The organism is Marinomonas spartinae (assembly GCF_900089775.1).
Taxonomy (GTDB): domain Bacteria; phylum Pseudomonadota; class Gammaproteobacteria; order Pseudomonadales; family Marinomonadaceae; genus Marinomonas; species Marinomonas spartinae.
The window spans coordinates 246486-271768 of record NZ_FLOB01000001.1; the positions used below are offsets into that span (position 1 = coordinate 246486).

A 25283-nucleotide genomic window follows, 5' to 3' on the forward strand; every position below is an offset into this window, starting at 1 on the left:
AAAGCACTTTTTTGGAAACTGCTAAACACCATTTTCTTTTTCAGCTAACAATCATTTCTTTTTCAGCAAACAATAGTAGAAGCCATCGTGACCTTTTAGGGTAGGGAAAAGCTGGCGACCATGATTAGCTGCGGTCCCCCACTCAATTTTCAGATCGGGGTTTAGTGCATTCAGTGGTACTTCAATGGCGTCATCATGGGCTGCTAAAAACGCGGCAATTTGCTGTTCGTTTTCTTCCGGCATTAAGGAACAAGTGGCATATAAAAGATAGCCACTAGGTTTAAGTGTTTGCCATACCTGCTCGATAATGTGTTTTTGAATAGCGGATAATTCATCAATATCGGCAGGCTTACGGCTGATCTTAATATCGGGATTACGACGAATAACCCCCGTAGCAGAGCAAGGGACATCGAGTAGAATTTTGTCAAATGCCTTACCATCCCACCAAGCGGATAGATTGCTGGCATCTGCACACTGCAGGTTTGCCATGAGTCCTATGCGTTCTAAGTTCGCTTCGATTTTTTCTAACCGCCAAGGCTCTAACTCGACGGCGGTGAGATCGAGAATGGCCTCTGTGTTTTGATGGCTGGCGGCAAACTCCAGCAAGTGTCCTGTTTTCCCTCCAGGTGCAGCGCATGCATCAAGGACTTTCTCTCCCACCTGAGGCGCTAGAATATGAGCGGCGAGTTGTGCGGATTCATCTTGAACGCTGGAAAAGCCCTTTTCGAAATCAGGTAACTCTGTCACTTTTATAGCAGATCTTAGATACAAAGCTGATGGTGAGGCTTGACCAATGGTTGCATCTATTCCCTTTTCGGTTAAGTTTTCAATATATGTTTCACGTGAAACGGTACTTGTGTTTACACGAATACACATGGGCGGATGGCTGTTACCTGCTTCAATGATTTGTTCAAACTGCTCAGGCCAATGTTTAGCAAAGCGTTTGACTAACCATTTTGGATGGTTATATTCAACAGAAGGCATGGCTTCTAATTGTTCAATAATCTCATCCGCCTCACGTTGATAACGGCGCAATACGGCGTTCATTAACTTGGTTGCCCAGTCTTTTTTGAGTAACCGACAGGCTTCTACCGTTTCATGCACCGCTGCATGGTCTGGTGTATTCATGTAGCCTAATTGGTACAAGCCGAGTAATAAGGTGGCATACAAGTCGGTGTCTTTCTCCTCAAAAGGATGACTAAGCAAGTGTAAGGCGATGCTATTAAGAAGAGGATACTGACGGCAAACACCAAAGCACAATTCTTTGAGAAGAGGAATATGCTCACTAGACACATCCTGTTGATGGCGCGCTAACTGCGTACTTAGGGAGCCTTGTTGGCGTAGTACGCTGGTCATTACCTGTATCGCGACCTGACGAGCACTGCGTTGAATGGACAGTGCTTCATTGGTATTGCTGTCTGTGACTTTCTTATTAGAAAATGTCATATTATTTACTCTACTGAACTGAGACCTAAGCATTGGCCAATTTGAATGGCTTCTTTATGTTTACCATTTAATGCGTCTTGTACTTTCATACGCTTGCCGCCTGGAAACTGAATTTCGGTTAAGCGGATGGTGCCATTGCCTGTTGCGACGATGACTCCCTGCTTACTGACCACTAAAATATCACCAGGGGATGAGGTATCAGCACTCACATCGGCAAGTTCTGCTTGATGGATTTTCATAACACCCTGGCTACTTTGAGTATAGGCGACAGGCCAAGGCGATAAGCCACGTATTTTACGCTCGATTAATATTGCTGATTCATCCCAGTTGATTTCCGCCTCTTGCTTAGTTAATTTGGCAGCATAACAACTCAGGCCATCATCTTGTTTTTCCGGTGTCAGCTCCCCTGCTTTGATTTTTTCTAAAGCATCAACCAACGCACTGCCGCCGAGTTTGGCTAGTTTGTCATGAAGACTACCGGAAGTATCGGTAATTTTGATATCGCAGTAGGCTTTTAACAGCATGTCTCCTGTGTCTAATCCTTCATCCATTTGCATGATGGTAATCCCCGTTTCATCATCCCCGGCGATCACCGCACGGTGAATCGGAGCAGCACCACGCCAACGAGGTAAAATAGAGCCATGCACATTAATGCATCCCATTTTAGGAATGTCTAATACCGCTTTAGGAAGAATGATGCCATAGGCCGCTACGATCATAATGTCGGCATTTAAGGCGGCCAATTCTGCTTTATCTTGGTCTGCTTTAAAGTTCACTGGCTGAAAGACCGGAAGGTGGTGAGACAAGGCTAATTGTTTCACTGGGCTAGCAAGAAGTTTTTGACCTCGTCCCGCTGGTCGATCTGGCTGTGTGTAGACACCAACGATGTGATAGTGATTTGTCTCTTGAGTATCTAACAGCGCCTGTAAGCTGGCAGCAGCAAAGTCTGGGGTGCCGGCAAAAACAATGCGAAGTGGTGAAAATGTCATAGTATTTTGCTTCCTTAACAAAAAAATCAGGCCGAGGCCTGATTTTGAGATATGTGAAATCGAAGTTAAGCGTTTCGGCTAATCGCTTTTTAAAATCTAGATAGACGAAAGTGAAGGCAACTAGTCGCGTTTTTTAGCGGCTTTTTGCAGCTTCGTCTTGATGCGATTGCGCTTAAGTGGAGATAGGTAATCTACCATTAGCTTACCGTCTAAGTGATCGACTTCATGCTGAACGCATACCGCAAGCAACTTGTCGACTTCCATTTCAAAAGGTTTGCCATGACGATCTAATGCTTTTACTTTCACTTTTGCCGCACGGTAAATATGCTCGTAGTAGCCAGGAACTGACAAGCAGCCTTCTTGGCACTCATTCGGTTCTTCGTCCACTATATCAAACTCTGGATTGATAAATACCAAAGGATCCGTATGGTCTTCGGAGAAATCCATTACGACTAAGCGGTAATGATAGTCTACTTGCGTTGCCGCTAGGCCTAAGCCTTTTTCTTCGTACATGGTGTCAAACATGTCGTCGATTTGTTTTTGCAATGCGTCAGTAAATTCTGTAATCGGCTCTGCGACTTTGCGCAAACGCGGATCAGGATATTCTAGTACGGGTAACACAGCCATGATCTTGTCCAGTATCTTCTTTGTCTATTCTGAGTCTCTAAATACGCAAGTACTCACTGCGCATTCGTTTTTTGCGTGCTCATGCACGGCGTTGATATGAGCCTATTGTAACGCAACTTGTCCTATTGGGCAGCGTTATGATGGCGGTTTTTTGGTCAATAAAAAAGAATTGCCTTGATAGAGTTGGTCTATTTCTAGACATAGCATCTGAAAAATGCGATTTTCAAAGCCATGCCATAGGATGGCGTCGCTTAGTTTTTCTCTTTAGTTTTATACAGCGCAAGGATCGCAACAACATGACAGTCTCTCATTTATCCACTTTGCCCTCTTCCCATTCTAATGACACTCCTTCTAGTAACGATGTTTCATTGAATAACCCTTGTGCTTTTCTTAGCGAAGAAGATTGGCTTTGTCTGAGTTTCCTTACTGGCATAGGCCCTTCCCGCCTCTCTCGTTTGTACACTTATCTAGAGCAGCTCGCGACAGGTTCGTCCTGCTTTTCTGAATCAATGTTCTCTGAATCAACGCACTCGTCTGTTTCAGGTAATCTATTTGAGAGTGATTTACCAACTGAGTCTGAGCCATACAGTCAAGACTCTAATCATTCGATTACTTATGAGTTATTACGATCCTTAAAGTGGCCAGAAATAACCGCCCGTGAAGCCATGTCTTATCTTGATCATGGGCTGCTAACGGAAGAGCAAAATCAAAAGCGTGAGATAAGCTTAGACTGGTTGGAAAAGCCAGATCATCATGTGATTTTTCAGCATCATCCATCTTATCCTGAAGCACTAAAACAGATATCGGTAGCGCCAACTTTTTTATATGTAGAAGGGGCTTTGGCTGGTTTGTCTAAGCCTAAAGTTGGCATTGTTGGAGCGCGTCATTGTACTGGCTATGGCCGAGAAGCCATCTTGCAAATGGCAGAGCAACTTGCAAAACGAGGTGTTTGTGTAGTCAGTGGTGGTGCTCGTGGCATTGATACGGCTGCCCATCAAGGGGCCCTCAACGGAAAAGCAACACCGACTATAGCAGTGATGGGGACGGGGTTACTTCACCGTTACCCTAAGCAAAACACAAAACTGTTTGAGTCGATTTTAACTCAAGGTGGTGTATTGTTGAGTGAGTACCCTTTAATGACAGAGGTACGTGCTCATCTCTTCCCACCTAGAAATCGTATTATTAGTGGATTAAGTTCGGGGATTTTGGTCGCGGAGGCCTCGCCAAAAAGTGGTTCATTGATTAGTGCAAATTACGCCATGCAACAAAATAGAGAAGTGTTTGCTTTACCCGGTCGTGTGGTGGATTCCCAATCGGAAGGGTGTCATCAACTTATTCGCCAAGGGGCAATTCTGATTCGAAATGTTAATGACATTTTTACTGAGTGCCCTGCTCTGCTGCAAAATATCTCGGAAGAAAAACAAAATGTTTCACATGGAACATTGGGAAGAAAGCCAAATTTACATGACACATCCAGTGATCTTAATGTGCCTGATAAAGATAAACTCGAGTGTGATATGAAACGCTCGATAACTTCCTTGCCAGAGAGTCTTTCTAAAGAGGCAAAAATGGTTGCGAACTTATTAGAAGAAGACACTCAAGCTTTGGATTTTGATGCTCTGATCCGGCATACGCAATTAACTGCACAAGCGCTCATGCAAGCATTAATGGAGTTAGAATTAAGTACCTGCATTGTTAACTATAACGGCAGGTACGAACGCTGTTAGGTACGTTGTATTATGAGACCTTGAGCTAGTGTATGGGACGTTGGAAGTGGGAAAACGTACCTTGGAAAAACTGCACTAATCCTGATCGCTGAAAATATCTTTTTTCAATTGCCTAATATCACGTCGCTCTTTCTTGTTTGGTTTATGGTCTGACATGATTCGACCACCGAAAGATTTGTTTTGAAGTGAACGCTTTTCTCTTTTTTCAATGGATTCTGGCGTTTCTTCATAAAGCATTTGTGCCTCTGGTGCCCCGCGACGTTGTTCACTGATGGCGAGCACTTTGACGACCTTTTCATCCCAGCCTAAGCGTAAGCCAATTAACGCCCCCACTTCCACATTACGACTTGCTTTACCCTTGGCACCATTGTACGTGACCTTGCCACCATCAATAGCATCCTTACAAAGTGAGCGGGTTTTATAAAAACGTGCCGCCCAAAGCCATTTATCCAATCTAACTGCTTGTGGTGTTGACTGCTTTTCTGCTTTACTCATATGAGACAATATCGATCCAGTTTGTAGTTTATGTTAGAGGCTGTTATGCAGGATGTAAATCATCACCCTTTTTTCCAAGCTCTGCAAAAAATAATACACGATGCCGCCGATGTGATCATGCAAATTTATCAACGTGCAGATCTCGGTGTCGAGCAAAAGTCCGACGACAGCCCTGTTACCGCAGCGGATCTGGCAGCGCACAATGTCATACTTGCTGGTTTGCAAACGTTGACACCAGCGATTCCAGTGCTGTCTGAAGAAGGGGTGGCTCCCTATTCTGAGCGTTCTAAATGGTCATTACTATGGATCGTTGATCCGTTAGACGGTACCAAAGAGTTTATCAAGCGTAATGGCGAGTTCAGCATTAATATTGCATTGGTTGAAAATGGACAACCGATTCTAGGAATGGTGTATCTACCGACGACTTCTGAGGGCTACTTTGGCGTGACGCAATCGTATCAAGGCTTGCCCATCGGAGCAGTGAAATGGCATGGCAAGGATTTTGAAAGCATTAAAATGCGAGAGCCACGGGATCCGATTATCGTGATGACCAGTCGTAGTCATGGCCCTGCCTTACCAGCCGATTTAAAAGAAACCCTTAAAGGGACGTATGACCAAGTACGCGAGCTCCCTAAAGGCAGTTCGATAAAAGGTTGTCGAATTGCCGAAGGTATTGCGGACCTTCATCTGCGTCGTGGGCCCACCAGCGAGTGGGATACGGCGGCACAACAAGCCATCATTGAAGCAGCTGGTGGTATGCTTGTCACACCAGAGGGCAAACCCTTTCGCTATAACCAAAGAGAAACTCTACTCAACGGTCACTTCTTCGTCTCAGGCCACGAGCTCGCTCCTCATGTGCTGGATTGGTATCAGCTCCATGATAAGGACGAAGAAGACTAATGGACGTTGCTTTGCCCACTCAATACCCTCAAAGCTTGTTGATTAAATAGACTCTTTACTCGAATCCGTTCAGGATAAGTGAGTGTTTACTCATCCTGAAAAACTCGAGTGAACTCTAGATACACCGTGTTATTTGAAAGTCCCTGTTTACTGCGTGAGGCGGTGATAAAGGCGTTAGACGCAAGAGAAATTCCATGGCGAATTGTGATCTCTAGTCATAGTTTATCGGGGATATGGGCTGCAACAGAAGTGGGCTTAGGCATGACGGTTCGTACTCCTGCCGGCCGGCCCTGCTTCCTTACTAAACTTAAGCAAGCTTTCCCACGCTGGGTTTATTAGGGTAAATTGTCAGCCTTTCACCAGGTCGCTGTCGTCTTCTTTTTGGAAGCCGCTGTTGAGGCGATTGACGATGCGTTCTTGGGCGCGTTTTAAAAAGTCATTTTGCAGTGGTTGGGTAAACGAACGCGCAATCGCAACGGTACCTACCAGTGATACGACCGTTTCTTCTGCCAGTGTTTCCGCGTCTTGGCTGCCGCGTTTTTTGAGAATGCCAGCAAGGCGCTCAACAAGACTATCGAAACAGGCTTGATAGGCTTGACGTACCTTTTCTTCCGTGTGGGCAGCATCAGTAACAAGAAACTCCAGTGGTGATGGATGCTCCTTGTCATTTCGACTCCAGCTAAGATAGCGGGTGACCATGGCTTTTAGATGAGTTTCTTTGCCTTCGGTTTGTTTGTCATCCCGAGCCCAAAAGGCGTGTGAAGCAGCAAATTGCATGGCCGCTTCATAAAGACTGCTCTTGCCAGAAAAATGTGCGTAAAAAGCGCCATGGGTCATGTTGGCTTGTTTCATGATCTGATGCAGTGTGACGCGATCAAATCCGTGGGCGCAAAACAGCTTTGCCGCCGATTGGAGAATTCGCTGTCGTGTCTTTTCTTTATGCTTTGGGCTGTATGGCATATTTAGTCTCCTAAATATTATCTTGATCATATATAACGCTACTTTAGCATGAAGACTTTCTTCTCGTCGAAATCATTTGCGAGATTGTTATTTGTTTTCTTTGATATTCATCACGACAGAATGAATATCAATAAGTGTATCTATTGCTAAGAGGTCATTATGTCGATTAAAGAGCGTATTGTCATTACTGGAATGGGGATCGTCTCTCCTTTAGGCTTAGGCGTTAGTGCCGTTTGGAACCGTTTAATTAAGGGAGAATCTGGTATTCGTCCTTTACCAGCTGAAATGGTCGAAAACTTAGGGACAAAAATCGCGGGTCAGGTACCAAGCCATACAGAGCAAGAAAATGGCTTAAACGAAGACGATTACATGACGCCTAAAGAACGCAAACGTATCGATTTGTTTACTCTGTATGCCTTAGCCGCTGCAGAAGAAGCACTAAAACAGGCTAATTGGTTTCCTGAAACAGATGAAGAAAAAGAATCAACCGCAACCGTCATCGGTACTGGAATCGGTGGTTTGCCTGCGTTAACCAATGCCCACAATATTTTAAATGAGCAAGGTGCCCGTCGTCTTTCACCTTTCACGGTACCCAGTTTCTTGGCAAATTTAGCCGCCGGTAACGTTTCCATCAAATATGGCTTTAAAGGCCCATTGGGGGCTCCTGTGACGGCCTGTGCCGCTGGTGTGCAAGCCATCGGTGATGCCGTGCGTATGATCCTGACTGGCGAAGCGAAAGTGGCACTCGCGGGTGGTGCCGAGGGCTGTATCGATCCTTTGTCAATTGGCGGATTTGGTGCCCTAAAAGCCTTATCAACACGTAACGATGCACCTGCTGAAGCGTCTCGTCCGTTCGATAAAGACCGTGAAGGCTTTGTTATTGGGGAAGGTTCTGGGCTGATTGTGATCGAAACCTTAGAGCATGCTTTGGCTCGTGGAGCCAAACCTTTGGTTGAAATTGTCGGCTATGGTACCAGTGGTGATGCTTATCATCTAACATCCGGCCCTGAAGATGGCGATGGTGCAGCTCGTGCAATGAAAGCGGCGATCAAGATGGCGGGCATTGACGTGTCGCAAATTGGCTATGTTAATGCCCACGCCACTTCAACGCCAGTGGGTGATCGTGGTGAAGTCAATGCTCTGCGCAGTGTGTTTGGCGACTATGTAACCAAGGTTGCGATTTCTTCCACCAAGTCTGCGACTGGACATTTGCTAGGAGCGGCTGGTGGTATTGAAAGTATTTTTAGTGCCCAAGCCATTATGACCTCTATGTTACCACCTACCTTGAATATGCATCATGCTGACGAGGGTATGGAAGATTTGGATTTTGTACCGCTAGTGGCGCGTCAAAAAGAAGTGGAATACGTGTTGTCTAACGGCTTTGGCTTCGGTGGCGTCAATGCGGCTTTATTATTGAAGCGTTACACGGCTTAAGCTTACTATTTAAATCAATGCTTTTTCTGTAAGTTAGTATTCACTTTCTTTCTCGCTGCATCGCAGATAAATGACATATTATCAAAATAAAAAAGACGACTTTATCCGGTCGTCTTTTTTGCTTTTAATGCTCTTTTTTATGCATTAGTGCAAGGAAATGTCCCAAATGCCTTCTATGTAGCAAAGAAAAGATATTTTCTCTCTAATATCTTTTTCCCCCGCTAATTAATGATTATATTGCCTCCATCACTGGTCAAATTATAAGACCCGAACACCGTTATCCATCATTACAAGGCGTGGATATGGCGTGGTAATGATATTGAGATCCTTTGTTTTACCGTATTTAGTCATGATGATCTGACTAACTCTTTTAGGGAAGATTTCTTTATGCGTTTCTCCACTGTGTATTTTCCCTCATCCACTCCTGCTACCGCAAAGGTATATGCCTATCGAGCGGCGTGTATTTGGTGTTTTATCTATGCCACGGCTTGGGCATTGGCGTCTTTTTCACTGGATCCGGCGGTCCCCTATGATGCTATAGAGGCATTAAATTGGGCTGTTAATAATGAGTGGGGTAGTCCAAAAAATCCTTGGATGATCGGGACCTTTTTCAAGCCGCTATACAACCTGCACTCGGCTTCACTGTCGGCGTTTTATTGGTACGCTAGCCATTTCTTTGTTACTGGCATTGGTATGCTAGGCTGCTATTGTCTTGCTTATAAGTTGACGGATTCTCGACCGTTGGCTTGGTTCGCTATGCTGACGTTGAATTTATCGACTGTGATTAACGTCGATGTGATTCCATATAACGATAACTTCCTGCTATTTGGCTCTTGGCCTTGGATCGGATTGTTGTTTATTAAGGCCGTGTATGACTCACCTAAGTGGTGGGTATTATTAGGGGTGCTGCTCGGTCTGGCGACCATGTCAAAATACACCTCTATTTGCCTCGTGGGCATGATCTTTTTCTTTACCCTTACCGTTCCTTCGGTGCGTCGCTGTTGGCAAAGCCCCTACTTTTATGCTGGCATGCTATGCTTTTTAGCGTTTGTTTTGCCAAATGTTTTCTGGTTGATTAATCACAACTTTGCTGCAGTTAAGTGGGTTGGCAGTGAAATGTCTCCCCATTTGAGTGCAGAAAACTGGTTACCTTTTTTATCCGTTTTTTATCCTTTGCTGTTCGTCGCGGCGCTATTAGGTCGACAAATGAGTCACTTGACTTGGCGTGTTCCTGAACAAGTATATCTGAGTGCTGGGGTTCTGTTAGTGCCTTTAGCTGTGATTATGGGATGGTTTAGTTTCCATCAAGGGGAACGTTTGACCGAATGGTTACAGCCCTTTTTTATGGCGGCTCCTGCTGTATTAGTTGGCTTTTTTTCAAAAGGCGTTGAGCGGCATCTACGTCGTCTCTTTAATATTTTAATGGCCTTCGCGCTGATTCTGTTTGCAGGTTATATCCTGGTGATGTCATTAAATATTAAAAATGCCGGTAAGCATTTTAGTGGCATTAAAACCTTTAGTGATGAAGCGATTACTTTTTGGGAACTGAATACCGAAAAGCCATTAACACTGGTGGGCGGCGCGAAGTTGTCACAGTGGTTAACGTTTTATATAGGCTCCCACCCTCAGGTAACGAATACATGGCGTGATGAGGCTCAGGATAGTATTTATAACCCTCATATTAGTGCTCAAACGATCGAACGTCAGGGAGTACTGGTGTTGGGCAAGGTGGGTGAAGGATGTCAAAAAGGAGCCTTCTCAGACTTTACCAACGAATGGAAAGGCTTTAAACCTGCAATCCAAGAAGAGGTCACCTTTCAGCCATCTCCGAACAAAACCGCCCAGCGTGTCTGTTTAGGTATTGTTAGCCCCAACTAGGGATAGTCGTAACGTGGCGTTTTTATTTGTGTAAAAACGCCACCTTTAGCAAAGATTAACTCATCAATTTATTCGGTAGCCAAGTCACGAGCTCTGGCATCAACATCACAATGATAAGCACCAAGAGTTTGATTAGAACAAACGGCGTGATGGATTTGTAGATATCCAACATGGTAATCCCCGGAGGGGCAATGCCTTTTAAATAGAACAAGGCAAAGCCATAAGGTGGGGTTTGTACGGCAATCTCAATGTTTAAAATCATCAAGATACCAAACCAAATTGGGTCGTAGCCGAGAGACACCGCAATAGGGGTGAAGATAGGTGCACACATCAAAACGATGATAAATTCATCGATAATGAACCCCAGCAGCAACATAATCACTTGAAACATCATGATGACGACAATAGGTGGCCAACCTAAATCCTGAGTAAAGCCTGCTACCATGCTTTGTACCCCCATCAATAAATGGAAGTTACTGAACACGGAGGCGCCAAAGATGATCCACATGGCGACACTGACCAACAGTGCCGCTTGCATGCCCGCCTTTTGTACCATGCGAGGTTTAAAACGTTTAAAGAGGATGGCTAAAATCATCGCCCCGACGACGCCAATTGCACCGGACTCCGTTGGTGTGGCGATCCCCATAATAATGCTACCCAATACGGCAATAATCAGCAGCAAAGACAACAAGCCATCACGGGCAGTAAGGAACTTTTCTTTTGTTGTGGGTGGGTTGTCAGGGGCAACATCTAGTGGCGCACGTTGCGGATTTAATTTGCAGGAGATCACCACATAAGCGATTAATAGGACGATGGTGATCAGTGCGGGAATTAGGGCTCCGATGAACATGCGCCCTACTGAGTTCTGTGTGGATGAAGCAAACATGATCATGGGGATGCTGGGAGGAATCAAAATCCCCAAGCCGCCGCCCGCCATAATCACGCCAAGGGCTAAACGCTTGTCATAGCCTCGGTCCAGCATGGGTTTCAGAGCAATACTGCCGGAGGTCATAATACCGGCCCCAATAATGCCTACCATTGCGCCAATCATCGAGCAGACAACAATGACGCTGATGGCTAACGAACCTCGAACCCGGCCAATTAGCATCTGACTGGCGTTGAACATCGCATCGCCAATGCCTGAACGAGTGAGCAGTTGCCCCATATAAATGTATAAAGGAATGGCAAGCAAGATAAAGCTGAAATAGGTGTCTTCCAGTGTGGTTGGGATAACGTTAAAAAGAGCCTCCCCCCAAGTTGCATAGCCGATGCCCATGGCAATACCGCCTAAGGCGAGGCCAACGGGGGCCCCTAAAGCGAATGCGGCGATAACACAGACAAAGAGTATGCCAGTTAACACTTCGATACTGATCATTAGGCGTGTTCCTCGGTATGTCGAATGTTCTCGGGAAGCAGTTGTTTGCCGGTCAACAAGTGGTAACACTCTTCTACCCAGTCGCTAACGAGTTGTAAGGCCAGTAGTCCACTGGCGACGGACATCATGAGCCAGTAATGGTGCATGTGTGGTGCCCATTCACTTTGACGACGGTAGTTAAACTTCAGCGCTTCTTCGAATTTGCCAATGCTCATTTTGCAAACTAATAAGACAAAGAAGAGCGCCAATATAAAAGAGACCATATTGAATAGACTGCGCATACGTGGCGATACTTTGTTATATAAAATGTCGACGTTAATATGAGCCCGTTGTTGCTGCACATAAGCACCGCCAAGGGCGGCTATGTAGCCAAAAAGGAATAAAGCGGTATCGTGGGCCCAGACGGTTGGATGGCTGAGTACATAGCGGCAAAAGACTTCAAACGCGACGACAAATGCCAAAATGGGCATTAAATAGGAAACAGATTTTCCGATGAAAGCCACCAATGCGTGGACTCCTAGGCAGTAATACCTAATCGCAGTCATTATCATGGTTTTATACCTGTTAGGTTGAGCGCTTTGCCCTGCCACTACATGACGAATGGCGGGCCGTTATCAACATAGTTAGATCGGGGTGGAACGAAAAAAGCGAAAGGCAGCCATTGTTTACCCTCAAATCAATGGCTGCCTGCTTGATAAAGTGAGTGAACCTAATTAGTCATTAGCTTGATCTTTACGCAGAATATCGATCAGCTCTTTGCTGTACTCATCTTGGGCTGCGTATTCGTCCATCAGTTTGGCTCCCGCTGCTTTCCAAGCGGCTTTATCGGCAGCACTTGGTTCAGGGCTCCATTGCAAACCTTTGGCTTCCATATCGGCAACCGCTTGAGATTCCCATAAACGAGACTTCGTCATTTGTTCTTGGGCATGAACGGCCGTTGCTGCTTTGACAATGGCTTTGAGGTCCGTTGGCAACTTATTCCAGGCACTTTGGTTGACGATGATCGGTAAGACTTGAGCGCCAGCAAGCGGTAATGGGTACATGTATTTTGCCACTTCAACGTGGTTGCCATCGCGGTGGTCAATCATGTTTGAGCCGATAGAGCCGTCAATCACGCCTGTGGAAAGACTGGTATAGATCTCAGACCAAGCTAGAGACACTGGAGAAGCTCCTAAGTTACGGAGGAATTTACCGTAAGCCCCTGGTGCACGGATTTTCAAGCCTTTGAAATCGGCAATGGAGTTAATTGGCTTTTTAGTGATGACGTACACTGCAGGCTGAATGTAAGGATCAAGCCAAACTAGGCCTTGCTCGCCATAGGCTTTTTTCAGAATGGGTGCCCAGCCTTTTTCGTAGAACAACGTGCTTAGATCGCCCACATCATTGGTGCCACCAGGCAGACCGATTTCGACGATACCGGCAGGCAGCTCCCCTGCATTGAGTGACTGGAATGGTGCCCCCATGGTGATGAGACCGGTTTTCACCGCACCAAAAATGCCGGAAGAGCCGACACCTTCGCCAGAGTAAAGTACTTGTACTTTAATTCGGCCATTCGACATTACTTCGATGTTTTTTGCCAAACCTTCGTAGACTGCGCCAAAAGCAGTGCCACGGCTGTATAGGTTAGCAAAACGCCAGTTGTACTCAGCGGCATGAACGGCGCTTGAAGCGATCGCTCCGACGCTAAGAGCGACGGCGAGAGAGCTTGCTACTAGGTGCTGTTTTAGTTTTTTTACGGTCTTAAGCATGAAATGACTTCCTTATTATTGGATTTTGCAAATAAATGTGACAAAAATATAACATATCGTCCTTATTTCGATGTTTTCAAAAACCATTAAAAGGTTAAATCGTGCCTTATCCACCTAAAGTTTTGTTTTCACCAAACAAAGTAAAACTATAAAAAATACAAATAAATCAAATAAATGGCGTTTCTTTTCATGCACTATCTTGGATAAAAACCGACTCAATATAGTGCAAATTTAGTTGAAAGATCGACTTTTAATCGATATCAATATAATGACAATAAATTGACGAATATGACTGATTTTATACAATAAAACGCGGTATCAGTTTACTATTTGCCGATACTTGTACAGAAAAATCAAACAAGAAGTGTAAGCGTCACAATCACCAATGCACACTATTAGTGCTCCCCTTCCTTTGGTAGCCATCTTATTGAAAGTGGCCTTGCTATATATCACAGCCTTTGCTTTTCTGATTGGTCTGAGTGTGTTTGTGTTGTCTTATTTAGCTCTACTAATTATCTGTATCCATTTGTGGTGATATTTGTCTGCTATTCGTCTTCATGCTATCCCCTTTCTATCAGGGCTTCTGGTAGACTTTGCTGTGGATTGCACTAGGAAAATAATGACTTACAAAAAGTGCGATATTGCTATCAGGGGGAGCCATGAGCACAAAGAATTATTCGTTGGGTCAGGTTGGTGACTACGAAATCAAGCAATTAAAGGTATTTAAAACCGTGGTGGATTGCGGTGGTTTTTCGGCGGCAGAAACCGCCCTTAATATTGGCCGTTCAACCATCAGTTTGCATATTTCAAATTTAGAGTCCCGTTTGAACCTAGTGCTTTGTAAGCGTGGTCGAGGCGGTTTTTCCCTAACGGAAGAAGGTGTCATTATTTACCAAATGACGGAACAATTATTGGAGTCGCTGGACGCCTTTCGTACCACAGTGAATAACCTGAATGCCAGTTTAACTGGACAGTTGCGCATTGCCTTATCGGATAAAGTGAGTCTGGATTCGCGCAGTCGCTTCCCTGAGCTGATTCGAGCTTTTTCCCAAGCGGCACCAGAGGTGTTTATTACCACGAACGTGGCGTCAATGACGAATATCGAAAGGATGATTCTCAATGATGAGGCGGATGTGGGTTTTATTCCCTATCACCGCAAGTTAGATGGCTTGGACTACATCCATTTATACAGCGACAACTGCTTTGTGTATGCGGCAAAAGATCATCCGCTCGTGGCTATGTCGAAGAAAAAGCAAGAACAAGAGATAGACCATTTCCCCGCTTCCCACGCAGGCTTGAAGCACCATGAACAAGCCAGCGAACAAATATCCCATGTGAAATTGGCGGCTATCAGTTATTTTTATGACAGCCGTTTAGCCTTGATTTTATCAGGTCGTTATATTGGTTTTTTACCTGAGTTATACGCCAAACCATACGTGGACGCTGGGCAGATTGTCGCCGTTGCGACTCAGACACGCCACTACAACCTGGGGGTCGCCGTGACGACTAAAAAAACCGCCCAACCTAATAAACCACGCGAATTGTTTATTAATCAAATTCGTAGTGTCTTCGATCTCGAACAGATAGATGAAGCACCTTACTGATCAGAGATCCCGTACGAATTAATGCTGTGGATTGGCAAATAAATACCCATCAAAATTGGGAGCATCTGTATCAGATAGTTCAAACAAGGTTTGTTTCACGTTCTCTAAATGTTGCCACATGGCCTGTCTTGCACCCTCTGCATTGCGTTTTCTGAGTTGATCAAATACTTGCTGATGATCATCCAACCATTTGCCATGGTATGACGAATCTTTTATACGCTCATGTAGCTGTTGCCACATGGAGTTTTCATCCCGCATATCCCACAAGCGGGTAGCGGTATCCAGCAATAAGGTGTTTTGCGTTGCTTTGGCAATTAAAAGATGGAAATCTCGGTCTGCCGCATTGGCTTTTTCGACTGAGTTAAGCTCCGAGCTTTCTAAATCTAATGTTACCTGTAGTGCGTTCAAGTCTGCTTTGGTAATGGAGTGTGCGGCACAGGCTGCAATGGAGCTTTCCAGTACTTGTCTGGCTTGCAGTAACTCAAAGGGACCCACATCCGAGATTTTACTGCTTTGCTGGTTGGATATCTGGCTTTTTAAATAGCTGCCAGAGCCTTTTTTTACCTCAATTAGCTTTTCTATCTCCAGCATAATGAAGGCTTCCCTTACTAGGGTTCTGCTCACACCAAACAGTTCTGCGTAGATGCGCTCTGTCGGCAGTTTATCCCCTACTTTTAGTTTGGATTTTATGATTTCCAATTTTATTTTTTCGCCGATCTCTCTATAAAGTCGTTCTGCCATAGTACTGTCTTTTGTTTAGTGATTTTGGTATGCCAATTTTCTAATTTTGTTAATAAAATCAATAAGACTACAAAATATCAAAGGCTTATCCATTATATTGGTATGCCAAATTTGAATTTTGGTCTTGTTTTTTGCTTTTTATTCCGTTAAGTTTAGTACAATTTCTTATTTTGGTATACCAAAAAAATAATCAGGTACCTTTTATGAAGATTTGTTCTGCAAAAGTGATTGTAACCTGCCCTGGTCGTAATCTGGTTACTATAAAAATTGAGACGGACGAGGGCGTATACGGAATCGGTGATGCGACGTTAAATGGCCGTGAAAAGTCCGTCGTTGCTTACCTTGAAGATCATGTCATTCCTACCCTTATTGGCAAAGATCCCCATCGTATAGAAGATATCTGGCAATACTTATATAGAGGCGCTTATTGGCGCCGTGGCCCTGTTGGGATGACATCTATCGCGGCCGTTGATGTGGCCTTATGGGATATTAAAGCCAAAGTGGCTGGTATGCCACTGTACCAACTACTCGGTGGGAAAAGTCGCGATAAAGTCATGGTGTATGGGCACGCGACAGGGCTAGATATTGATTCTTGTCTTGAAGAAGTCCAAAAGCATGTTGATAGAGGTTACAAAGCAGTACGAGTTCAATGCGGGATTCCTGGTATACCAACCACCTATGGTGTATCGAAAACCCCTGGTCAGCCATATGAACCAGCGGACTCTTCCTTACCTGCCGAACATGTTTGGTCGACTGAGAAATACCTAAATCACGTCCCTTCTTTATTTGCCGCCGTTCGCAAAGAATTTGGTGAGGATCTACATATTCTTCATGATGTTCATCATCGCCTGACGCCAATTCAAGCAGGCCGATTAGGTAAAGACGTCGAGCCTTATCACCTATTCTGGCTAGAAGACTGTACACCAGTAGAAAATCAGTCTTCTTATGAATGGATTCGTCAGCATACGACTACGCCATTGGCGATCGGCGAGGTATTTAACAGCCTGTCCGACTGTCAGGAGCTGATCCAAAGGCAATTGATCGATTATCTTCGAGCTACCATTAGTCACGCGGGTGGTATCACCAATGTGCGTCGTATTGCCGATTTTGCCGCTAATTTTCATGTCAAAACTGGTTTTCATGGTGCGACGGATTTGTCGCCGATCACGATGGGGGCCGCATTGCACTTTGATTCTTGGGTACCAAATTTTGGTATTCAAGAGCACATGCCCCACACAGAAGAAACCGATCTTGTATTTCCGCATGCCTATCAATTTAACGACGGCTTCTTTACTCCTGGGGAAGTGCCGGGCCACGGCGTTGATATTGATGAAGTGTTAGCAGCGAAATATCCCTATCAACCTGCTTATCTTCCGGTAAATCGCTTGGAAGATGGCACCATCTGGAATTGGTAACCGATTATGAAAGCTTTCCAAGTTGCAAACGTTAATGACTATGCACTGATCGATATAGATAGACCTGTTGTTGAAGCGGGAGAAGTGTTAATCAAAACCTCTTTTGCTGGGATCTGTGGGTCTGATCTCCATATCATTCACGGACAGAACCCCTTTGTGCAGTTTCCTCGCATTACGGGTCATGAGTTTTCCGGTGTCGTAGCGGCGGTAGGAGACGGTGTTGACCATGTATCGGTTGGCGATCATGTCTGTGTCGATCCGGTTATTGGTTGCGGGAAATGTTATGCCTGTCGAGCTGGCCGTTCGAATGTGTGCGCTAACTTACAAGTATTTGGCGTGCACCGTAATGGTGGTTTTGGTGAGTTTACCAGTGCCCCTGCCAGCAATATTATAAAGCTGCCTGACAATGTGAGCCTTGAGCAGGCCGCTTTAGTGGAGCCTTACTCTATTGCTGCGAATGTGCTCTCTCGTATGGCGCCCATTCCTGGGGATACCTTGCTGGTCTATGGTGCAGGAGTGATCGGTTTGACTATTGTGCAAGTGGCTAAGGCCATGGGCATTGAGCGCATTATTGTCACTGACATTGTTGAGGAGCGATTAGCCGCCGCCAAGTCCTTGGGCGCGACTGACACCATTAACAGCAAAGAGCAAAAGGTAGAGGACTGTATCCAAGAATGGATGAACGGAGAAGGTGTACCTTTGATTGCTGATGCGGCTTGCATCCCCGCCTTATTGCCTGAAATTCTACGCATTGCTTGCCCTGCAGGCCGTGTTGGCTTGTTAGGTTTTAGTGCGACGCCGAGTGATCTGGCACAAATTGAAGTGATTAAAAAAGAGCTAACCATTGTGGGCTCTCGTCTGAATAACAAACGTTTTCCTTATGTGCTGGAAATGATTTCAACTGGCCGTTTGGATCCACTCGCGCTTATTAGCCACCGCATCTCATTAGACAGTATCTCTGAAGGGATTCAGCTAATGGAAAACCACCCTGAACTGACTCGTAAAGTGCTTGTGGAGATGAGATGAGTGAGTGATTAATTAATTTTTGCACGAGAAGTTCATAACGAGACCGCATGTCTCATGAAATAAAAATAAAAATAAAAAACAACGGAGACGATTATGACGATCAAAAGAACATGGTTAATAGCATCTGTATCACTTATTAGCTTGTCGGCTCATGCTGCCTCGTACACGCTAAATATGAGTACGGTGTTGGCACCAAACAACCCGCTAACCAAAGGACTGTATTATTTTAAAAAACAAGTAGAGTCTGCCTCCCATGGGGATATTAAGATTAACGTTTTCCCGAGTGGCTCTCTTGGAGGAACAGGTGACTTAATTGAGCAAGCTAGAGCGGGCTCTAATGTCTCTATGATGGCGGATCCATCACGTTTACAGAATTATGTTAATGATTTTGGTGTGTTGGCCAGCCCTTATATTTTTGACTCTTTAAAGCAAGCTCAAAAATACTATAGATCAGATGCTTTCAAAAAATTAGAAGCGAAATTACAAAAAAAAGGTGGGTTAGATATTCTTTCTGCGAACTGGTTTCAGGGAACCAGAATGTTAATTACAAAAAAACCGGTATCAACACCTGCTGATGTAAAAGGTATGCGTATTAGAGCGGCAGATTCAAAGATTGGTATTAAAACCGTTGAAGTGCTAGGAGGGACAGCAACACCTATGCCGTGGAACGAAGTCTATACCGCATTACAGCAAAAAGTAATTGATGGTGTAGAAGTTCATCCTGCCGCATTTTATGATTCCAAGCTATATGAAGTCGCTAAATATATTCAACCAACAGATCATGCATATTTAATGACATATCTTGTTGTAGGAGATCATTGGCTAAAATCTTTGCCCGAAAAATATCAAAAATTACTAAAAGAAAAAGCATTTGATGCAGGCAATTTGGTGACTAATGAAATTATTAAAAATGAGAAGCATTATATTCAAGAGTCTGTTAAGCATGGAATGATCTTTCACCCCGTTGATGTCAATAAATTTAAAGAAAATAGCAAAGGATTATTTAAAGAATTAGGGCTGGAGTCGGAATATAAAAAAGTAGAAGCAAGCTTAAAATGATAAACCTAAAAATGGTAGTTCATTATTAAATTGAGCTTTAGGAGCTTTTATGTTTAATAAAATAAGCCGATATATTTATCGCCTAGAAGTTGTTTTGTCTCAGATTGTTTTATCATTAATTGTTGCACTTGTATTTTGCTCCGCTGTATCAAGAAGTTTGGGATATCCAATAATTTGGTCTATTGAAATTGCCAAAATACTCTTCATGCTTATTTGTTTTTTATGTGTCGATATAACGCTAAAGAAAAAACAACATATTGGGATAACATACCTTGTCGAAAAACTAAGCGAAAAGACACAAAACATCATTCAATTATTAGTACTTATACTGATGTTAGGCTTTACCCTCTTTTCTATTAGTAGAGGTATGGAGTTGATTCAAGTGTATAGGTTTAGGATGTTTAATGCGACTGGCATTCCATACAGATATGTGATGCCGATTATTCCAATCTCCATGTTCTTGATGTCTATTACCATCATGGCTCAAATAGAAACCTGTATAAAAAAAATAGGATGTTATAAATTTAAAGAAGAAAAGGCAGAGGTATAAGATGTTAACATTAAGCATAGTGTTTTTTGTCTTAATTCTCATAGGTATGCCCGTCTCTTTTTCAATTTTAATATCATCAGCTGTCTATTTTTACTTTATTGGTGAGTTACCATTTACTATTTTTTATCAAAAAATAGCCTCGCCTACGCAGAATTTTGCGTTACTGGCGGTGCCGTTATTTATTCTAGTTGGTAACATTATGAATGAAACGGGCATTGCTGCCCGCCTTTTTCATTTTACTCGCTATGTTGTGGGCTGGATGTCGGGTGGTTTAGCGCAAATATCTATCTTTATGAGTGCCATCCTTGGAGGTGTCTCTGGGTCTGCTGTGGCTGATGCTTCCATGCAAAGTCGATTGATTGGACCAGAGATGGCGCGTAAAGGCTATCCTGTTCCTTATTCTGCTAATGTGATTGCCTTTAGCTCTCTTATTACCGGTCTATTTCCTCCTAGCATTAGCTTGATTCTATTTGGTTTTGTCGGAAATGTATCAATCGGTAAGCTTTTTTTAGCGGGTATCATCCCTGGATTACTACTAACGGTTATGCAGATGATGCTAAGTTGGTGGATTGCAAAACGTTATAAAATACAACCTGAACTACCGGGATTGCCTAAGTTCAAAGAGGTATCTCATAGCGCGAAAATCAATATTTGGGCGTTGTTATTCCCTGTTTTTTTACTATTTGTTATTCGACTTGGCCTTTTTACTCCTAGTGAAGCTGGTGCTTTTATCGTGGTTTATGCATTGATTGTGGGGCGCTGGGTTTACAAAGAGTTATCTTTTTATGGTCTGAAAAAGGCGTTAAAAAACTCGGCCGTCGACTTAGGTATGGTGATGTTCTTGATAATGGCTGCTGGGGCATTAGGGTATGCCATCATATTAGAGCAACTACCTGTCGCAGCAGGAGATTTCATTTCAAGGATCACTACCAACCATTATTTGATATTAGCCTTGTGTTTATTGCTCGTATTATTTTTCGGAATGATTCTAGATGGTTCGGTTTGTATACTCCTATTGACTCCAATTATCTTACCTGTTTTGACCTCAATTGGTTACGATCCTGTACATGTTGGTATAATTATGACAACAACCATTCTCATCGGAGCAAACACGCCTCCTGTTGGTATCTGTATGTTTACCGTATGCAGTTTGTTGAAGTGTAAAACGGAAGATTTTTTCAAATCCTCACTGCCATTTATTATGACCTTCATATTGTTTTTAATTATTTTAACTTTGTTTCCTGAGATATCTTTGATGCTGCCTTCTACTTTAATGGAGTAAGAAATGAACTTTACCTATTTTAATCGTAATGAATTGAAAACATTAGGAACCAAACTATTAAATCAATATGGAATGCCTGAAGAAAGAGCCAATATTACCACTGAACTATTAATTCAAAGTGATGAATTAGGTTTTACGACACATGGCTTATCGTTAATTCCTTATTATATTCCAGAGTTACAGGCGGGGAAGATGCAAGAAGCCGATGACGTTGTCATCGTTAACGATACTGGCTCGACATTTGTCTGGAATGCACAATACCTTCCAGGGATCTGGATGATGAATAAAGCAATGGATGAAGCGTTTTCGCGTATAAAAGAGTATGGGGTTGTTACCGCTTCGATTAATCGGGCACATCACATTGGTTGTTTATCCACTTATGTTAAGTTAGCGGCGGATAAGGACTTGATTTGTATTGTTTCAACATCCGATCCTGCTGGGAAACTTGTAGCACCATTTGGTGGGCTTGATCCAGTGTTAACGCCCAACCCTTGGGCGATTGGTTATCCGACAAGTGAAGATCCAGTGATTATTGATACCGTTACTTCTATTTGTACCTTTTCTAAAGTCCGTGAACATTTAAATACTGGCCTGCCTATGCCCTACCCAATGCTGCAAGATAAAAAAGGCAATGAATCAACGGATGCAACCGTTATCAATGATGGAGGCGCAATACTTCCTATTGGTGGCGCAGATTATGGGCACAGAGGTTATTGTTTCAGCATGATGGTAGAGATGCTGACGCAAGGCCTTTCAGGGCATGGCCGAGCAGATGATGTATCGCGGTGGGGTGGGAATGTTTATATCCAGCTGATTGATCCAGAAGCTTTTGCTGGCTTAGCAGTCTTTAAGCAACAGATGGATAAATTGACAGAGCTCTGTCTTGCTTCTCGTCCTAAAGACGACACGAGTCCTGTGCGAGTACCCGGGCAGTTTGGCCTTGATTGCGCTAAACAGTCTAAGGTTCATGGCGTTCGATTAAATGATGAGACGTTAAACCGTTTGCAGAAATCCGCACAAGAGGCAGGAATTGAGTTTCCTAAGCCACACTAATCAGCGTTTAAGTTCCACCCAAAAGGCCTTTTTGGGTGGCTCTATTGATTACGGAAGGAAAATGACCAGTGGGTAAAGAGGTGATGAGTAAATATCCCATCCATTTAAAAATAAAAAATTGGAGCTAGAAAATGATAAAACCAATCTTAAAAGCGGCCTTAATGTCATCTGTTTTGTTGGCAGGCTTTTCTCAAGCGGCGGATTTCACATTGAAATTTGGCTACCCAGTTAATAACCAAAACATTTGGGGGAAAGCGGCGATTAAGTTCAAACAAGTCGCCGAGCAAGAATCACATGGGCGTATCAAAGTAAAACTTTACCCTAATGAGCAGTTGGGTAAAGAAATGGATGTGATCAATAGCATTCAACTGGGTACGGCGGATATGACCATCACCGGGGAATCCTTGCAAAACTGGGCACCTAAAGCCGCGTTACTGGCCGTTCCCTATGCTATTACCAGTTCTAAACAGATGAAACAGGTGGTCGATGGCGAAGTAGGTAAAGAAATCAAGCAACAAATTGAACAGCGTACTGGTCTTAAGCCGATTGCTTGGTTTGAACGTGGTCCTCGCTACCTTACCTCAAACCGCAAAATCATTGAACCGAGCGACTTAGATGGCTTGAAACTTCGAGTACCGAACGTACCTTTGTTTGTGAAGGTATGGCAAAAATTGGGGGCAAAACCAATACCTATGGCATTCAGCGAGGTGTTTACAGCACTTCAGCAACACACGATTGATGCGCAAGAAAACCCTCTGAGCTTGATTAACAGTGCGAGTTTTTATGAGGTGCAAAAATACGTCGACCTAACGGGCCATGTGCGTAGCTGGATCTATGTGGTTATTGGCCAAGATAAGTTTAACAGCATGCCGAAGGATCTGCAGGCGGTGGTGTTAGATGCGGCGAAAAAGATGCAAAACTACGAGCATAGTATGTTTGCCTCTGATGAAGCCAATTTAAGAAAGACCCTTGAAAAACATGGAATGATCTTTGTGAAATCGGATGTGGCAGCTTTTAAAGCCAAGGCGAAAGAAGCAGTAAAAGAGTCTTTAACACCTGAGCAACTTGCACTTTATAACAAAATCTAATCTCAAAAAGTGGTGTCCCTATTACCTGAGTAATGGGGGCTTTTTGTGAGGAAAGTGCTGTGACATTGTTGGTAATCATTCGACGTTGAGAATAAGGCTTATGAAGCTTGTGCAAGGGTTAAGGTGGCTGGTCAGAATAACGGATTGGGTTTTTGCAACCCTTGCTGTGTCTGCTTTATTGGGCATAGTGGTGGTCGTGATTATTCAAGTCGTATCACGTTTTATGCTTCCTTCCTCTCCTATTTGGACAGAAGAGCTGTCTCGCTATCTGTTTCTTTATCTAATTGTGTTTAGTTCGGGGTTGGTGATTCGACATAATCGCCATGTTCGTTTAGAGCTGTTCCATTGGGCGTTGCCCCCTGCATGGCATAAAGCTTATCAGATTTTTTGCCATGTTCTGATCGGCGGTTTTGCCTATTATATTTTACCGTTTGCCTTGAAGTACGTGATGATAGGTCGTTGGCAAACCTCCCCTACTCTAGAAATTCCTATGTCGTGGATCTTTATGTCTGTGTACGTGTTTTTCTGTGTAACCGTCTTTTACAGTGTGGTCTGCGCACTATTTTTGCTGCTTGATCGCGATAACCAAGGAGCAGAGTCATAATGGATACATTCGTTCTTTTTGCTGTGTTCTTTTCTTTATTATTGATTGGTGTGCCCATCGTTTTTTGCTTGGGTATCTCTTCATTGAGTTACTTAATGCTGGCTGGGATTTCGCTGACCATCGTTCCTCAGCGTTTGTATGCGGGAATGGATTCCTTTGTATTGCTGTGTATTCCCGGTTTTATCCTTGCGGGGAATTTAATGAATGTGGGGAATATAACGGACTATATTATTCGCTTTAGTAATGCCTTGTTGGGCCATATTCGTGGCGGTTTAGGCTTGGCCAACGTGGGTGGTTCGATGATCTTTGGTGGCATCTCTGGAACTGCCGTGGCTGATACCGCCAGTATTGGTGCCGTGATGATTCCGGGGATGACACGCAGCGGTTATGACAAATCCTTCGCGGCGGCTGTAACGGCGGCTTCTTCGACGGTTGGACCGATCATTCCCCCTAGTGTGCCAATGATCATTGTTGGTTCTTTAAGCGGTATATCGGTTGGCAAAATGTTTCTCGCAGGTGTTGTCCCAGGCTTTTTATTGGGGCTTGCGATGATGATAACGGCCTACATTATCGCCGTGAAACGTCAGTACCCTCGTGAGAAAAAAGCGACCTTTCGTGAGGTTCTGTCGGTTGGTAAAGGAGCTTTTTGGGCCCTATTGATGACCTTTATCATCCTCTATGGGATTATCGGCGGACTCTTTACGCCAACCGAAGCCTCGATCATGGCCAGTTTGTATGCCTTTGTCGTTGGTATGTTTGTTTATAAGGGCATTACTTGGAAAAATCTGCCTAAGTTGCTTGTGGATACGGCCATGAGCTCGGCAAGCTTGTTGCTTTTAGTTGGCATGGCCAATTTGTTTGGCTGGATTTTGACCAGTGAGCAGCTTCCACAAATGTTGGCCAATGCCATCTTTGATATCAGCAAAAACCCTTATGTGGTTATTCTCATTATCAATATTGTGCTGCTGATAGTGGGCGGCTTTATGGAAACCATCGCGGCGTTGATCATTCTCTTTCCTGCCTTGTTAAAAGTTGCGGAAGGGGTTGGAATGGACCCTATTCACTTTGGTGTGATGGCCGTACTGAACTTGATTATTGGCCTGACGACGCCACCCGTTGGTGTGTGCCTCTTTGTTGCCGCTGGTATTGGTGAATTGCCCATGACCAAAGTGGTGAAAGCCATTTGGCCTTTTCTAATCTGTAACCTAATTGTTTTACTGCTTGTGTCTTATATCCCTGCAGTGTCTTTATGGTTGCCGTCACTCATTCATTAAGAGCGCTT

The 25283-nt window shown here is 44.0% G+C and carries 24 protein-coding genes; 15 read left to right on the forward strand and 9 right to left on the reverse strand.

Annotated elements, in window-relative coordinates:
- Window positions 1–51 precede the first annotated feature (51 nt).
- From rsmB to def, 3 genes are all read right to left on the reverse strand, one after another.
- Window positions 52–1446 (reverse strand): 16S rRNA (cytosine(967)-C(5))-methyltransferase RsmB, encoded by a 1395-nt coding sequence (rsmB, locus tag MSP8886_RS01060; protein ID WP_083200703.1) that lies wholly within the window; start codon window positions 1444–1446, stop codon window positions 52–54.
- 5 nt (window positions 1447–1451) lie between these two features.
- The gene (fmt, locus tag MSP8886_RS01065; protein ID WP_067011824.1) at window positions 1452–2435 is read right to left on the reverse strand and encodes a methionyl-tRNA formyltransferase; all 984 of its coding nucleotides are present in this window, start codon (window positions 2433–2435) and stop codon (window positions 1452–1454) included.
- Between the two features lie 120 nt (window positions 2436–2555).
- Window positions 2556–3062, reverse strand: coding sequence for a peptide deformylase (gene def, locus MSP8886_RS01070; protein WP_067011826.1), 507 nt, complete (start codon window positions 3060–3062; stop codon window positions 2556–2558).
- A gap of 296 nt (window positions 3063–3358) precedes the next feature.
- Here def and dprA point away from each other — a divergent pair, with 296 nt between their 5' ends.
- Window positions 3359–4789, forward strand: coding sequence for a DNA-processing protein DprA (gene dprA, locus MSP8886_RS01075; protein ID WP_083200704.1), 1431 nt, complete (start codon window positions 3359–3361; stop codon window positions 4787–4789).
- A 75-nt stretch (window positions 4790–4864) separates the two neighbouring features.
- On the opposite strand, the gene MSP8886_RS01080 is transcribed toward dprA, so the two are convergent.
- Window positions 4865–5284 (reverse strand): RNA-binding S4 domain-containing protein, encoded by a 420-nt coding sequence (locus MSP8886_RS01080; RefSeq protein WP_067011828.1) that lies wholly within the window; start codon window positions 5282–5284, stop codon window positions 4865–4867.
- A gap of 45 nt (window positions 5285–5329) precedes the next feature.
- Here MSP8886_RS01080 and cysQ point away from each other — a divergent pair, with 45 nt between their 5' ends.
- Window positions 5330–6184 carry a 3'(2'),5'-bisphosphate nucleotidase CysQ gene (gene cysQ / locus MSP8886_RS01085; protein ID WP_067011830.1) on the forward strand — a complete coding sequence of 285 codons (855 nt, stop codon included), beginning with the start codon at window positions 5330–5332 and terminating at the stop codon, window positions 6182–6184.
- Window positions 6185–6310: 126 nt separating this feature from the next.
- Window positions 6311–6523, forward strand: a complete 213-nt coding sequence (locus tag MSP8886_RS22065) for a type 2 periplasmic-binding domain-containing protein (protein WP_175365236.1) — start codon at window positions 6311–6313, stop codon at window positions 6521–6523.
- 9 nt (window positions 6524–6532) lie between these two features.
- Here MSP8886_RS22065 and MSP8886_RS01090 read toward each other — a convergent pair whose 3' ends face one another.
- On the reverse strand, window positions 6533–7144 hold the full coding sequence (locus tag MSP8886_RS01090; RefSeq protein ID WP_067011832.1) for a TetR/AcrR family transcriptional regulator: 612 nt from the start codon (window positions 7142–7144) through the stop codon (window positions 6533–6535).
- A gap of 159 nt (window positions 7145–7303) precedes the next feature.
- Between MSP8886_RS01090 and fabF the strand changes: the two genes are divergently transcribed.
- Window positions 7304–8578 carry a beta-ketoacyl-ACP synthase II gene (fabF, locus tag MSP8886_RS01095; RefSeq protein ID WP_067011834.1) on the forward strand — a complete coding sequence of 425 codons (1275 nt, stop codon included), beginning with the start codon at window positions 7304–7306 and terminating at the stop codon, window positions 8576–8578.
- A 387-nt stretch (window positions 8579–8965) separates the two neighbouring features.
- Window positions 8966–10456, forward strand: coding sequence for a glycosyltransferase family 39 protein (locus MSP8886_RS01100; RefSeq protein WP_067011836.1), 1491 nt, complete (start codon window positions 8966–8968; stop codon window positions 10454–10456).
- Window positions 10457–10511: 55 nt separating this feature from the next.
- Here MSP8886_RS01100 and MSP8886_RS01105 read toward each other — a convergent pair whose 3' ends face one another.
- From MSP8886_RS01105 to MSP8886_RS01115, 3 genes are all read right to left on the reverse strand, one after another.
- Entirely contained in the window at window positions 10512–11831 is a 1320-nt protein-coding gene (locus MSP8886_RS01105) for a TRAP transporter large permease (RefSeq protein WP_217491091.1), read from the reverse strand.
- Window positions 11831–12382 (reverse strand): TRAP transporter small permease subunit, encoded by a 552-nt coding sequence (locus MSP8886_RS01110; RefSeq protein ID WP_067011838.1) that lies wholly within the window; start codon window positions 12380–12382, stop codon window positions 11831–11833. Before MSP8886_RS01110 ends, MSP8886_RS01105 begins: the two co-directional genes overlap by 1 nt.
- 162 nt (window positions 12383–12544) lie before the next feature.
- Window positions 12545–13579 carry a TRAP transporter substrate-binding protein gene (locus tag MSP8886_RS01115; protein ID WP_067011840.1) on the reverse strand — a complete coding sequence of 345 codons (1035 nt, stop codon included), beginning with the start codon at window positions 13577–13579 and terminating at the stop codon, window positions 12545–12547.
- Between the two features lie 659 nt (window positions 13580–14238).
- Here MSP8886_RS01115 and MSP8886_RS01120 point away from each other — a divergent pair.
- Entirely contained in the window at window positions 14239–15183 is a 945-nt protein-coding gene (locus MSP8886_RS01120; RefSeq protein ID WP_067011842.1) for a LysR family transcriptional regulator, read from the forward strand.
- Between the two features lie 18 nt (window positions 15184–15201).
- Here MSP8886_RS01120 and MSP8886_RS01125 read toward each other — a convergent pair whose 3' ends face one another.
- Window positions 15202–15924, reverse strand: a complete 723-nt coding sequence (locus MSP8886_RS01125) for an FCD domain-containing protein (protein ID WP_067011844.1) — start codon at window positions 15922–15924, stop codon at window positions 15202–15204.
- A gap of 203 nt (window positions 15925–16127) precedes the next feature.
- Between MSP8886_RS01125 and manD the strand changes: the two genes are divergently transcribed.
- From manD to MSP8886_RS01170, 9 genes are all read left to right on the forward strand, one after another.
- Entirely contained in the window at window positions 16128–17339 is a 1212-nt protein-coding gene (manD, locus tag MSP8886_RS01130) for a D-mannonate dehydratase ManD (protein WP_067011846.1), read from the forward strand.
- Between the two features lie 6 nt (window positions 17340–17345).
- Window positions 17346–18365, forward strand: coding sequence for a Zn-dependent oxidoreductase (locus tag MSP8886_RS01135; protein WP_067011848.1), 1020 nt, complete (start codon window positions 17346–17348; stop codon window positions 18363–18365).
- A 93-nt stretch (window positions 18366–18458) separates the two neighbouring features.
- Window positions 18459–19424, forward strand: a complete 966-nt coding sequence (locus MSP8886_RS01140) for a C4-dicarboxylate TRAP transporter substrate-binding protein (protein ID WP_067011851.1) — start codon at window positions 18459–18461, stop codon at window positions 19422–19424.
- Between the two features lie 49 nt (window positions 19425–19473).
- Window positions 19474–19974: a TRAP transporter small permease gene (locus tag MSP8886_RS01145; protein WP_067011853.1), complete on the forward strand. Its 501-nt coding sequence runs from the start codon at window positions 19474–19476 to the stop codon at window positions 19972–19974.
- Window position 19975: 1 nt separating this feature from the next.
- The gene (locus MSP8886_RS01150; protein ID WP_067011855.1) at window positions 19976–21256 is read left to right on the forward strand and encodes a TRAP transporter large permease; all 1281 of its coding nucleotides are present in this window, start codon (window positions 19976–19978) and stop codon (window positions 21254–21256) included.
- A 3-nt stretch (window positions 21257–21259) separates the two neighbouring features.
- Window positions 21260–22309, forward strand: coding sequence for an Ldh family oxidoreductase (locus MSP8886_RS01155; RefSeq protein ID WP_067011857.1), 1050 nt, complete (start codon window positions 21260–21262; stop codon window positions 22307–22309).
- Between the two features lie 131 nt (window positions 22310–22440).
- Window positions 22441–23397, forward strand: coding sequence for a TRAP transporter substrate-binding protein (locus MSP8886_RS01160; protein ID WP_067011859.1), 957 nt, complete (start codon window positions 22441–22443; stop codon window positions 23395–23397).
- Between the two features lie 100 nt (window positions 23398–23497).
- On the forward strand, window positions 23498–24001 hold the full coding sequence (locus tag MSP8886_RS01165) for a TRAP transporter small permease (RefSeq protein ID WP_067011861.1): 504 nt from the start codon (window positions 23498–23500) through the stop codon (window positions 23999–24001).
- Window positions 24001–25275 (forward strand): TRAP transporter large permease, encoded by a 1275-nt coding sequence (locus MSP8886_RS01170; protein ID WP_067011863.1) that lies wholly within the window; start codon window positions 24001–24003, stop codon window positions 25273–25275. Before MSP8886_RS01165 ends, MSP8886_RS01170 begins: the two co-directional genes overlap by 1 nt.
- Window positions 25276–25283: the final 8 nt, after the last annotated feature.

What these genes read in the sequence shown, in the direction of transcription:
- rsmB (WP_083200703.1), bottom strand. Translation starts at nt 1,446, where the DNA reads ATGACATTTTCTAATAAGAAAGTCACAGACAGCAATACCAATGAAGCA.
- fmt (WP_067011824.1), bottom strand. Translation starts at nt 2,435, where the DNA reads ATGACATTTTCACCACTTCGCATTGTTTTTGCCGGCACCCCAGACTTT.
- def (WP_067011826.1), bottom strand. Translation starts at nt 3,062, where the DNA reads ATGGCTGTGTTACCCGTACTAGAATATCCTGATCCGCGTTTGCGCAAA.
- dprA (WP_083200704.1), top strand. Translation starts at nt 3,359, where the DNA reads ATGACAGTCTCTCATTTATCCACTTTGCCCTCTTCCCATTCTAATGAC.
- MSP8886_RS01080 (WP_067011828.1), bottom strand. Translation starts at nt 5,284, where the DNA reads ATGAGTAAAGCAGAAAAGCAGTCAACACCACAAGCAGTTAGATTGGAT.
- cysQ (WP_067011830.1), top strand. Translation starts at nt 5,330, where the DNA reads ATGCAGGATGTAAATCATCACCCTTTTTTCCAAGCTCTGCAAAAAATA.
- MSP8886_RS01090 (WP_067011832.1), bottom strand. Translation starts at nt 7,144, where the DNA reads ATGCCATACAGCCCAAAGCATAAAGAAAAGACACGACAGCGAATTCTC.
- fabF (WP_067011834.1), top strand. Translation starts at nt 7,304, where the DNA reads ATGTCGATTAAAGAGCGTATTGTCATTACTGGAATGGGGATCGTCTCT.
- MSP8886_RS01100 (WP_067011836.1), top strand. Translation starts at nt 8,966, where the DNA reads ATGCGTTTCTCCACTGTGTATTTTCCCTCATCCACTCCTGCTACCGCA.
- MSP8886_RS01105 (WP_217491091.1), bottom strand. Translation starts at nt 11,831, where the DNA reads ATGATCAGTATCGAAGTGTTAACTGGCATACTCTTTGTCTGTGTTATC.
- MSP8886_RS01110 (WP_067011838.1), bottom strand. Translation starts at nt 12,382, where the DNA reads ATGATAATGACTGCGATTAGGTATTACTGCCTAGGAGTCCACGCATTG.
- MSP8886_RS01115 (WP_067011840.1), bottom strand. Translation starts at nt 13,579, where the DNA reads ATGCTTAAGACCGTAAAAAAACTAAAACAGCACCTAGTAGCAAGCTCT.
- MSP8886_RS01120 (WP_067011842.1), top strand. Translation starts at nt 14,239, where the DNA reads ATGAGCACAAAGAATTATTCGTTGGGTCAGGTTGGTGACTACGAAATC.
- MSP8886_RS01125 (WP_067011844.1), bottom strand. Translation starts at nt 15,924, where the DNA reads ATGGCAGAACGACTTTATAGAGAGATCGGCGAAAAAATAAAATTGGAA.
- manD (WP_067011846.1), top strand. Translation starts at nt 16,128, where the DNA reads ATGAAGATTTGTTCTGCAAAAGTGATTGTAACCTGCCCTGGTCGTAAT.
- MSP8886_RS01135 (WP_067011848.1), top strand. Translation starts at nt 17,346, where the DNA reads ATGAAAGCTTTCCAAGTTGCAAACGTTAATGACTATGCACTGATCGAT.
- MSP8886_RS01140 (WP_067011851.1), top strand. Translation starts at nt 18,459, where the DNA reads ATGACGATCAAAAGAACATGGTTAATAGCATCTGTATCACTTATTAGC.
- MSP8886_RS01145 (WP_067011853.1), top strand. Translation starts at nt 19,474, where the DNA reads ATGTTTAATAAAATAAGCCGATATATTTATCGCCTAGAAGTTGTTTTG.
- MSP8886_RS01150 (WP_067011855.1), top strand. Translation starts at nt 19,976, where the DNA reads ATGTTAACATTAAGCATAGTGTTTTTTGTCTTAATTCTCATAGGTATG.
- MSP8886_RS01155 (WP_067011857.1), top strand. Translation starts at nt 21,260, where the DNA reads ATGAACTTTACCTATTTTAATCGTAATGAATTGAAAACATTAGGAACC.
- MSP8886_RS01160 (WP_067011859.1), top strand. Translation starts at nt 22,441, where the DNA reads ATGATAAAACCAATCTTAAAAGCGGCCTTAATGTCATCTGTTTTGTTG.
- MSP8886_RS01165 (WP_067011861.1), top strand. Translation starts at nt 23,498, where the DNA reads ATGAAGCTTGTGCAAGGGTTAAGGTGGCTGGTCAGAATAACGGATTGG.
- MSP8886_RS01170 (WP_067011863.1), top strand. Translation starts at nt 24,001, where the DNA reads ATGGATACATTCGTTCTTTTTGCTGTGTTCTTTTCTTTATTATTGATT.